General features: G+C 74.1%; 1 protein-coding gene (cut by a window edge). It reads right to left on the reverse strand.

The features are described 5' to 3' along the window. Positions 1-10,925 carry the 5' portion of a type I polyketide synthase gene (locus BMW88_RS14100; protein WP_089951165.1) on the reverse strand. Its footprint begins 18,886 nt before the window's first position, so the window shows 10,925 of its 29,811 coding nt (coding positions 1-10,925); the start codon lies at positions 10,923-10,925; the stop codon falls past the left edge of the window. Between the last annotated feature and the right edge of the window lie 24 nt (positions 10,926-10,949).

A 10,949-nucleotide genomic window follows, 5' to 3' on the forward strand; every position in this document is an offset into this window, starting at 1 on the left:
ACCATCTTGATCACGCCCGCGACGCCGGCGGCGGCCTGCGTGTGGCCGATGTTCGACTTGACCGAGCCGACGTAGAGCGGCTCGTCGCGGTCCTGCCCGTACACCGCGAGCAGCGCCTGCGCCTCGATCGGGTCGCCGAGCCTGGTGGCCGTGCCGTGCGCCTCGACGGCGTCGACGTCCGCGGGCGTCAGGCCGGCCGAGGCGAGAGCCGAGCGGATCACGCGCTGCTGCGACGGGCCGTTGGGCGCCGTCAAGCCGTTGGACGCGCCGTCCTGGTTGACGGCGGAACCGCGCACGACGGCGAGGATCGTGTGGCCGTTGCGGATCGCGTCCGACCGGCGCTCCAGCACGAGCAGGCCCACGCCTTCACCCCAGCCGGTGCCGTCCGCGTCGTCGGAGAAGGCCTTGCAGCGCCCGTCGGCGGAAAGGCCGCGCTGGCGGGAGAACTCGACGTAGGTGCTGGGCGTCGACATGACCGTCACACCGCCGGCGACGGCGAGGGAGCACTCACCCGACCGCAGCGCCTGCGCGGCCAGGTGCAGCGCCACCAGCGACGAGGAGCACGCGGTGTCGACCGTGACGGCCGGCCCCTCGAACCCGAACGTGTAGGACACGCGGCCGGAGGCGATGCTGCCCGCGCTGCCCTGCCCCTGGTGCCCCTCGAACTCGGCACCGTCCAGGATGGACGCGTAGTCGTTGTACATGACACCGGTGAAGACACCGGTCGCGCTGCCGCGCAGGGAGCCGGGGTCGATGCCGGACCGCTCCAGCGCCTCCCACGTGGTCTCCAGCAGCAGGCGCTGCTGCGAGTCGGTGGCCAGGGCCTCGCGCGGGGACATGCCGAAGAACGCCGGGTCGAAGGCGCCCGCCTCGTGCAGGAAGCCGCCGGCGATCGAGTAGGTCGTGCCCGCGTGGTCGGGGTCGGGGTGGTAGATGCCGTCGACGTCCCAGCCGCGGTTCGCGGGGAACTCGGTGATGGCGTCGACGCCGTCGGCGACCAGGCGCCACAGGTCCTCGGGCGACGACACGCCGCCCGGGTAGCGGCAGGCCATGCCGACGATCACGATCGGGTCGTCGAGGGCGGCCACGGCCGCGGGCGCCGCGGAGACCGGCGCGGAGACCGGCGCGTCGGCGCCGAACAGCTCGTCGCGCAGGAACGCGGCGAGCGCCGCGGCGGTCGGGTAGTCGAACGTCAGCGTCGCGGGCAGCCGCAGCCCGGTGACCTCGCCGAGGCGGTTGCGCAGCTCGACGGCCGTCAGCGAGTCGAAGCCCAGCGACTGGAAGGCGCGCGACGGGTCGATCGACTCGCCGCCGCCGTGGCCGAGCACCGCGCCGACCTCGGCGCGCACCAGGTCGAGCACCGCCTCCAGGCGGCCCTGCTCGTCCAGGCCGGCGAGCTTCTGCACCAGCGAGGACGACGTGGCCGACGCCGCCGCGCGGCGGGCGCGCCCCTTCACCAGGCCCCGCAGCACCGCGGGGACCTCGCCGCGCGCCCGCAGGACCGGCAGGTCGAGCCGCAGCGGCAGCACCAGCGACGCGTCGCTGGACAGCGCGGCGTCGAACAGCTCCACGCCTTCGGCGGGCGTGATCGGCGGCATGCCGGAGCCGGCCAGCCGTTCGGCGTCGGCGCCGGACAGCATGCCGGTGTCCGCCCAGGCACCCCAGGCGAGCGACACGCCGGGCAGGCCACTGGCGCGCCGGTGCTCGACCAGCGCGTCGAGGAACGTGTTGCCGGCCGCGTAGTTGCCCTGCCCGGACGAGCCGAGGACGCCGGCGCCGGACGAGCAGACGACGAAGGCCGAGACGCCGGTCGCCAGCTCGTGGAGGTTCCAGGCGGCGTCGACCTTGGGCCGCAGCACCGCCGACAGGCGCTCGGGCGTGAGCGACTCGACGACACCGTCGTCGAGCACACCGGCGGCGTGCACGACGGACCGGATCCCGTGGCCTGTCAGGAGGTTCGCGACCGCGTGCCGGTCGGCGACGTCGCAGGCCACCACGGTGACCGCCGCGTCCACCCCGGCCACCCAGTCCGGGGTCTCGCCGCGGCGGCTGACGAGCACCAGCTCGCGGACACCGTGCGCGGCGACCAGGTGCCGCGCGATGACCTGGCCGAGCCCGCCGGTGCCGCCGGTGATCAGCACGGGTCCTTCCAGCACGACGGGGTCACCGGCGGCGATCCGGGCGATGCGCGGCACGAACACCTCGCCGCCGCGCACCCGGAGCTGCGGCTCGGCGCTCGCGAGGACCGCGTCCGGCAGGTCGCCGTCGGTCTCGACCAGCGCGAACCGGCCGGGGTGCTCCGACTGCGCGGCCCGCACGAGACCCCACACCGCCGACGCGCCCAGATCGTCGCGGCGCGTGACGAAGACGAGCTTCTCGGCCCGGTCGGCCGCGATCCACTCCTGGATCCTGGCCAGCACGCCGGCCGTCAGGGCGTGCGCCGCCTCGACCGGCGAGCCGGCCGGGGACTCCACGTGCTCCACGACGTGCGCGGCGGGCACCGCCTCGGTGAGCGTGACCGGCACCCAGTCCAGCCCGAACAGCGCGTCCTGCGCGGCGCCGAGCTGCTGCGCCGACACGGCGCGCGTCACGAGCGACCCGATCGTGGCGACCGGCGCACCGGCGGCGTCGGCGATGTCGATCTCCATCGCGCTCTCGCCCGTGGTCCGCAGCCGCACCCGCAGCTCCGTGGCGCCGACCGCGTGCAGCGCGACGTCCTCCCACGAGAACGGCACCGCGCCCTCGGCCTTCCGGTCGGCGAACGCCACCGCGTGCAGCGCCGCGTCGAGCAGCGCCGGGTGGAGGCCGAAGCCGGCGACCGGCACGTCCCCTGGCAGCGCGACCTCGGCGAACACCTCGTCGCCGCGCTTCCAGGCCGCGCGCAGCCCCTGGAACGAGTGCCCGTAGTCGAACCCGAGCTCCGCGAACCGCTCGTAGACGCCCTCGACCCGCACGGCTTCCGCTCCGGCGGGAGGCCACGCGGCCGCGTCGAAGCCGGCGGTCGTGGTGCCGGAGGCCAGGAAACCCGTGGCGTGCTCGGTCCACGGCAGGTCGCTGTCCTCGGGACGGCTGTGGATCGCCACCGGCCGGCGTTCGCCGCCGCCGACCCGGATCTGCACCTGGACGCCGCCGGTCTCGGGCAGCACGAGCGGCGCCGCGATCGTCAGCTCCTCGACGCGGTCGAGGCCCGCCTCGTCGGCGGCCCGCAGCGCGAGCTCGACGAGCGCCGCGCCGGGGACGAGCACCTTGCCGTGCAGCGAGTGGTCGCGCAGCCACGGGTGGGTGCGCAGCGACAGCCTGCTCGTGAACAGCAGGCCCTCGGCGCCGCCGTCCGGGCCGGCCAGTTCGACGGCGGCTCCGAGCAGCGGGTGCTCGACCGAGCCGAGGCCGGCCGACCGGACGTCCGACCTGGTGGAGACCTCCGGCCAGAACCACTGCCGCTCGAACGCGTACGTCGGCAGGTCGATCTTGCGGCCGTGCCGGCAGAACCGCGTCCAGTCAACATTGACGCCGTCAACGTTGATCCGGCTCAACGCCGTCAACATCGACTTGACTTCACCGCCGGTGCGCCGCACGGCGGGAACGCAGCCGTCGACCATCGCGGACAGCACACCGTCGGGCCCGATCTCCAGGAACGTCACCTCGGCCGGACCGGTGGCCAGACGCGTGACGTTGTCGTGGAAGCGGACCGTGTCGCGGACGTGGCCGACCCAGTAGTCGACCGTGGTGACGTCGCCGGACGTCGACATCGGGATGACCGGCTCGTGGAAGGTGATCCCGCTGATCGCCTCGCGGAAGTCCTCCAGCATCGGCTCCATCAACGGCGAGTGGAACGCGTGGCTGACCTTCAGCCGCTTGTTCTTCCACCGCTGCGCGATAGCGAGCACTTCTTCTTCGACACCCGCGATCACGACAGCACGCGGACCGTTGACCGCAGCGATCGACACACCATCAGTCAGGTGCGCACGCACCTCTTCTTCGGACACGATGACCGACACCATCGCCCCACCCGCAGGCAACGCCTGCATGAGCGAGGCTCGCGCGGTGACGAGCTGGCAGGCGTCCTCCAGGCTCAGCACGCCCGCGACGTGCGCGGCGGCGATCTCACCGATGGAGTGACCCGCGAGGTGGGCTGGCCGCACGCCGTAGAACTCGAACAGCCGGTACAGCGCCACCTGGAACGCGAACAGCGCGGGCTGCGCGTACCCGGTCCGGTTGAGCGCCTCCTCGTCGTCGCCCCACATGACCTCGCGGACGGCCGGGTCGAGGTGCACCAGCACCGCGTCCAGCGCCTCGGCGAACACCGGGAACGCCTCGTACAGCTCCCGGCCCATGCCGAGCCGCTGCGAGCCCTGCCCGCTGAACAGCACCGCCGGCTCCCCGGCCTTCGCGACGCCGGAGGCGAGCACCTCGCCGTCGAGCAGCACGGCCCGGTGCTCGAACGACGACCTGGTGGTCAGCAACGAGAACGCGATGTCCGCCGGTTCTCCCGGCCACGCCGTGATCCGCTCGACCTGCGCGGCCAGCGCGGCCGCCGACCGGGCCGACACCACCAGCGGCACCGGGATCGGCTCCTGCCGGATCGTTCCTCCTCGTCCCGCTCCCTCCTGGCCCGGCACCTCCTGGCCCGGCACCTCCGGTTCCGGGGCCTCGATGATCACGTGGGCGTTGGTGCCCGAGACGCCGAACGACGAGACGCCGGCGCGGCGCGGACGGGAAACCTCGGGCCACGAGGTCGCGGAGGTCACCAGCGAGACGTCGCCCGCGGTCCAGTCGATGTGGGTGGAGGGCTGGTCGACGTGCAGGGTCGCGGGCACGACGCCGTGGCGCATCGCCTGGACCATCTTGATGATGCCCGCGACACCGGCGGCGGCCTGGGTGTGGCCGATGTTGGACTTGATGGAGCCGAGCAGCAGCGGCGACGGGCGGTCCTGCCCGTAGACCGCGAGGAGTGCCTGGGCCTCGATCGGGTCACCCAGGGTGGTGCCGGTGCCGTGGGCCTCGACGACGTCGACGTCGGCCACCGACAGGCCGGCCGAGGCGAGAGCCGAGCGGATCACGCGCTGCTGCGACGGGCCGTTGGGCGCCGTCAAGCCGTTGGACGCGCCGTCCTGGTTGATCGCGGAGCCACGGACGATGGCGAGGATGGTGTGGCCGTTGCGGATCGCGTCCGACCGGCGCTCCAGCACCAGCAGGCCGACGCCCTCACCCCAGCCGGTGCCGTCGGCGGCGTCGGCGAAGGACTTGCAGCGGCCGTCCATCGCGAGCCCGCGCTGCTTCGAGAAGGCGACGAACGAGCCCGGCGTCGACATGACGGTCACACCGCCGGCCAGCGCGAGCGAGCACTCGCCGTTGCGCAGCGCGGAGGACGCGAGGTGCAGGGCCACCAGCGACGAGGAGCAGGCCGTGTCGACGGTGACGGCGGGGCCTTCCAGGCCGAAGGTGTAGGCGACGCGGCCGGACAGCACGCTCTGCGCGGTGCCGGTGCCCTGGTAGCCCTCGAAGATGTCGTCGGAGACCAGCGTCGAGTAGTCGTTGGACATCACGCCGGCGAACACCCCGGTCTTGGAGCCGCGCAGGGAGACCGGGTCGATGCCCGCGCGTTCGAAGGCCTCCCAGGCGGTCTGCAGCAGGAGCCGGTGCTGCACGTCGGTCGCGAGGGCCTCGCGCGGGGACATGCCGAAGAAGTCCGGGTCGAACGCCGGGGCGTCGTGCAGGAAGCCGCCCTGCATGACGTGGGTCTTGCCGGGGGCGTCCGGGTCCGGGTCGTACAGGCCGTCGAGGTCCCAGCCGCGGTTCGACGGGAAGCCGGTGACGCCGTCGCGTTCCTCGGCCACGAGGCGCCACAGGTCTTCCGGCGACGACACGCCGCCCGGGTAGTGGCAGGCCATGCCGACGATCACGATCGGGTCGTCGGCGAGCGGGGCGAGCGGCGCCTGCGCCGCCGGCACGTCCGCCGCGTCCGCGCCGAACAGCTCGTCGAGCAGGTAGGAAGCGAGGGCGCCGGCGGTCGGGTAGTCGAAGATCAGGGTGGCCGGCAGGCGGATGCCGGTCGACGCGGTCAGGCGGTTGCGCAGCTCGACGGCGGTCAGCGAGTCGAAGCCGAGGCCCTGGAACGTGCGCGTGCGGTCCACTTCGGACGCGCTGCCGTGGCCGAGCACCGCGGCGACCTCGGTCGCGACGAGGGTGAGCAGCGCTTCCCGGCGTTCGTCGTGGCCGAGGCGCGCCAGCTCCGCGGCGAGCCCGTCCGCCGCGACGGACCGGTCCGCGGCACGGCGCTTCGGCGTCTTGATCAGGCCGCGCAGCAACGGCGGCGGCGCGCCCTGGGAGCGCAGTGCCGGGAGGTCGAGGCGCAGCGGCAGCAGGACGGCGTCCGCGCCGGCGGCGGCGGCGTCGAACAGCGCGAGGCCCTCGGCGACCTTCAGCGGCGGCATGCCGGACCGGGTGATGCGCCGCATGTCGGTGTCCGACATCGTGGCGGTCATGCCCGAGGTCTGCTCCCACGCGCCCCACGCCAGTGCCACGGCGTGCTTGCCGGAGGCGCGGCGCACGCGCGCCAGCGCGTCGAGGAAGGCGTTGGCGGCGGCGTAGTTCGCCTGGCCGGCGCCGCCGAACGTGCCGGCGGCCGACGAGAACAGCACGAACGGAACGTCGGGCAGCAGTTCGTGCAGGTGCAGTGCCGCGTCGGCCTTGGGGCGCAGCACGGTGTCGATCCGCTCGGGCGTCAGGGACTCGACGACGCCGTCGTCGAGCACCGCGGCCGTGTGCACGACACCGCCGACGGAGTGCTTGGCCAGCAAGGACTCCAGTGCCGCGCGGTCGGAGACGTCGCACGCCTCGACGACCACGTCCGCCCCGAGCTCGCGCAGCGCCGAGACGTCCGCGGCACCGCTGCGCGAGACCAGCAGCAGCTCGCGGACGCCGTGCTCCTCGACGAGGTGCCGGGCCACGAGCCGGCCGAGGCCGCCGGTGCCACCGGTGATCAGCACGCGGCCGGACCACGTCAGCCGCTCGGCCGGCAGGGCCGCGCGCGCGAGCCGGGCCGCGAGGACGACGCCGTCGCGGATCGCGAGCACGGGCTCGTCGGTCGTCAACGCGTGCAGCACCGCGCCCGCGGACGCCTCGGCGAGGTCCAGGTCCACCAGCACGAACCGGCCGGGGTGCTCGGACTGCGCCGAGCGCACCAGGCCGAGCGCGGCGGCCGCGGCGAGGTCGTCGCCGTCCACCGCGCCGCGCGTCACGAACGCCAGCCGGCCGGAGGGCCGGGTCACGAACTCCTGGACCAGCGCCAGCACCCGCGCGCACGTGTCGCGGACATCGGTTCCCACCAGGGGAACCAGCGTCAGGTCGGCGTCGGTCAGGGCGTCCACGACCGGACCGGCGGCGAGCGACAGCACGTCCGGCCCGAGCACCGCGACGCTCTGCTCGGCGAACCCGGCCGGCAGCTCGACCGGGGCCCACTCGACGCGGAACAGCGAGTCGCGCTCCACCCCGGAACCCAGCTCGTCCACGGGGACCGGCCGCGTCTGCAGGGCCTCGACGGACGCGACGGGAGCACCGGTGGCGTCGGCGACGGCGATCTGCATCGAGCCGTCCTCGCCGCGCGAGAGCCGCACGCGCACCGCGGAAGCGCCCGCCGCGTGCAGGGTCACGCCCTGCCACGAGAACGGCAGCCCTCCCCTGCTGATCGAGCCGAGGTCGCCGAACCCGGCGGCGTGCATGCCGGCGTCGAGCAGCGCCGGGTGCAGCCCGAACGCCGCGCCGTCGGCGCCCTCGGGCAGCGACACCTCGGCGTAGACGACGCCGTCGCCGCCCCGCCAGACCGCCCGCAGGCCCTGGAAGATCGGGCCGTAGTCGAAGCCCATGTCGGTGAAGCGCTCGTAGGAGCCGGTGATGTCGACGGCCTCGGCGCCGGCGGGCGGCCACACCGAGGCGTCGAACGACACGGCGTTCGCGCCGGAGCCGAGCACACCGGAGGCGTGCTGGAGCCAGGGCGCGTCACCGGAGCCCTCGGGGCGCGAGAAGATCGCGATGCCGCGCCGCCCGGCGGAGTCGGGCGCGGCGACGGAGACCTGCACCTGGACGGCGGTGTCCGTGGTCAGGACGAGCGGTGCGGCGAGGGTCAGCTCCTCGACGCGGTCGCAGCCGGCCTCCTCGGCGGCCCTGATGGCGAGCTCGAGGAACGCGGTGCCGGCGAAGAGGACCCGGCCCATCACGACGTGGTCGGCGAGCCACGGGTGCGTGACGAGCGACAGCCGCGACGTGAACAGGTGCCCCGCCGACCCGGCCAGCTCCACGGCCGCGCCGAGCAGCGGGTGGCCGACCGAGGCGAGGCCCGCGCCGCGCACGTCACCGGACTGCGTCTTGGGGCGCGGCCAGAACCGCTGCCGCTGGAACGGGTAGGTCGGCAGGTCGGCGCGCTGCGCGCCGGTGCCCTCGAAGAGCTTCGCCCAGCCGACCGGGACGCCCGCGACGTGCAGGCGGGCCAGCGCCGTCACGAACGCCAGCTCCTCGCCGCGGTCCTTGCGCGCGGTGGGCACGGCGTCGTCGAGCATCGCGGACAGCACGCCGTCCGGGCCGACCTCGACGAACGTCTTGGCGCCCAGCGCCGTGACGGTGTCGTGGAAGCGGACGGCGTCGCGGACGTGCCGCACCCAGTAGTCGGCCTGCCGGACGTCCCCCGTGGTCACCACGGGGATCGCGGGGTCCTGGAACGTGATGCCGGAGATGGCCGCGCGGAAGTCCTCCAGCATCGGCTCCATCAGCGGCGAGTGGAAGGCGTGCGAGACGTTGAGCTGCCGGGTCTTGCGGTCGCCGAAGTGCTCGACGACGCGCCGGGCCTCGTCCTCGGCGCCGGCGATGACGACCGAGCGGGGGCCGTTGACGGCGGCGATGGAGACGCCGGGGGTGAGGTGCGGCAGGACCTCCTCCTCGGTGGCCTGCACGGCGATCATCACGCCACCGGCGGGCAGCGCCTGCATCAGCGAGGCGCGCGCGGTCACCAGGGTGCAGGCGTCCTCCAGGGAGAACACGCCGGCGACGTGCGCGGCCGCGATCTCGCCGATCGAGTGGCCCGCCACCTGCTCCGGCACCAGCCCGAACGACTCGAGCAGCCGGTACATCGCCACCTCGAAGGCGAACAGGGCGGGCTGCGTGTAGCGGGTCTGCTCCAGGGCCGCGGGGTCGTCACCCCACACGACCTGGCGCAGCGCCGGGTCGAGGTGGCCGAGTGCCTCGTCGAAGGCGGCGGCGAAGACGGGGAACCGGGCGTGCAGCTCGCGGCCCATGCCGAGGCGCTGCGATCCCTGACCGGAGAACAGGAACGCGAGCGTGGTCTCGTCGGCGGCCACGCCGCGGGCGAGCTCGGTGCCGTCCGGCAGCACGACGGCCCGCTGCTCGAACGACGCGCGCGCGGTCGCCAGCGTGAACGCGACGTCGAGCGGCGACAGGGCGGCCACGACCGACTCCAGCCGGGTCCGCTGCTCCTCCAGGGCGGCGGGCGTCCGGCCGGACAGCACCCACGGCAGCACGGCGGGCGCCTCGGCGGGGGTGGTCGCTTCGACGACCAGCGGCGGGGCCTGCTCCAGGATGACGTGCGCGTTCGTGCCCGAGACGCCGAACGCGGACACTCCGGCGCGCAGCGGCCGGTCGACCGAGGGCCACGGCCGGGCCTCGCGCAGCAGCGACACGTTGCCCTTGGTCCAGTCGACCTGGGTGGACGGCGTGCCGAGGTGCAGCGTCTTGGGCAGCACCCCGTTCTGCAGCGCCATGACGACCTTGATCACGCCGGCGACACCCGCGGCGCCCTGGGGGTGGCCGATGTTGGACTTGACCGACCCGAGGTAGAGGGGCTCCGTGCGGTCCTGCCCGTACACGGCGAGAATGGCCTGGGCCTCGATCGGGTCGCCCAGGGTGGTGCCCGTGCCGTGCGCCTCCACGGCGTCCACATCGGACGGTGCGAGGCCGCCGTTCTGCAGTGCCTGGCGGATGACGCGCTGCTGCGACGGCCCGTTCGGGGCGGTCAGGCCGTTGGAGGCGCCGTCCTGGTTGACGGCGGAACCGCGCACGACGGCGAGGATCTTGTCGCCGGCGCGCTGCGCGTCGGAGAGCCGCTTGAGCACGAGCACGCCGACGCCCTCCGACCAGCCGGTGCCGTCGGCGTCGTCGGAGAACGCCTTGCAGCGGCCGTCGCCGGCGAGGCCGCCCTGCGAGGTGAAGGCGGCGAACCCGGCGGGCGTCGTCATGACCGCGACACCGCCGGCCAGCGCGAGGTCGCACTCACCGGCGCGCAGGGCGGACGAGGCGAGGTGCAGGGCGACGAGCGAGGAGGAGCAGGCGGTGTCGACGGTGACGGCGGGCCCTTCCAGCCCGAGCAGGTAGGAGATGCGGCCGGACAGCACGGAGGCGGCGAACGCGGTGGTGGCGTAGAGGCCGACGTCCTCCCCCGAGCGCGAGAGCAGGTCGGCGTAGTCCTGCGAGGTGGTGCCCATGAACACGCCGGTCTTGGTGCCGCGCAGCGTCTGCGCGTTCACGCCCGCCCGTTCGAGGGCCTCCCAGGAGGTTTCGAGCAGGAGGCGCTGCTGCGGGTCCATGACGACGGCTTCGCGGGGCGAGATGCCGAAGAACCCGGCGTCGAACGACGCCGGGTCTTCGAGGAAGCCGCCCTCGATGGTGGCGGTGTCGAGCTCGGAGACGTCCCAGCCGCGATCGGCGGGGAACCCGCCGATCACGTCCCGTCCGTCCGCGACGACCTGCCAGAGGTCCTCCGGCGAGGCCACCCCGCCGGGGTACCGGCACCCGATGCCCACGATCGCGATCGGTTCCACCGCTGCCGCGATGAGCTGCTGGTTCTGCTTGCGCAGCCGGTCGATCTCCTTCAGTGACGACCGCAGAGCCTCGACGTACTGGTTAGCAGAGGTGGTCATCGCGCTTCCTTCTCGGATCGCCCG

The organism is Lentzea xinjiangensis (genome assembly GCF_900110955.1).
In the GTDB taxonomy this organism is placed as follows: Bacteria; Actinomycetota; Actinomycetes; order Mycobacteriales; family Pseudonocardiaceae; genus Lentzea; species Lentzea xinjiangensis.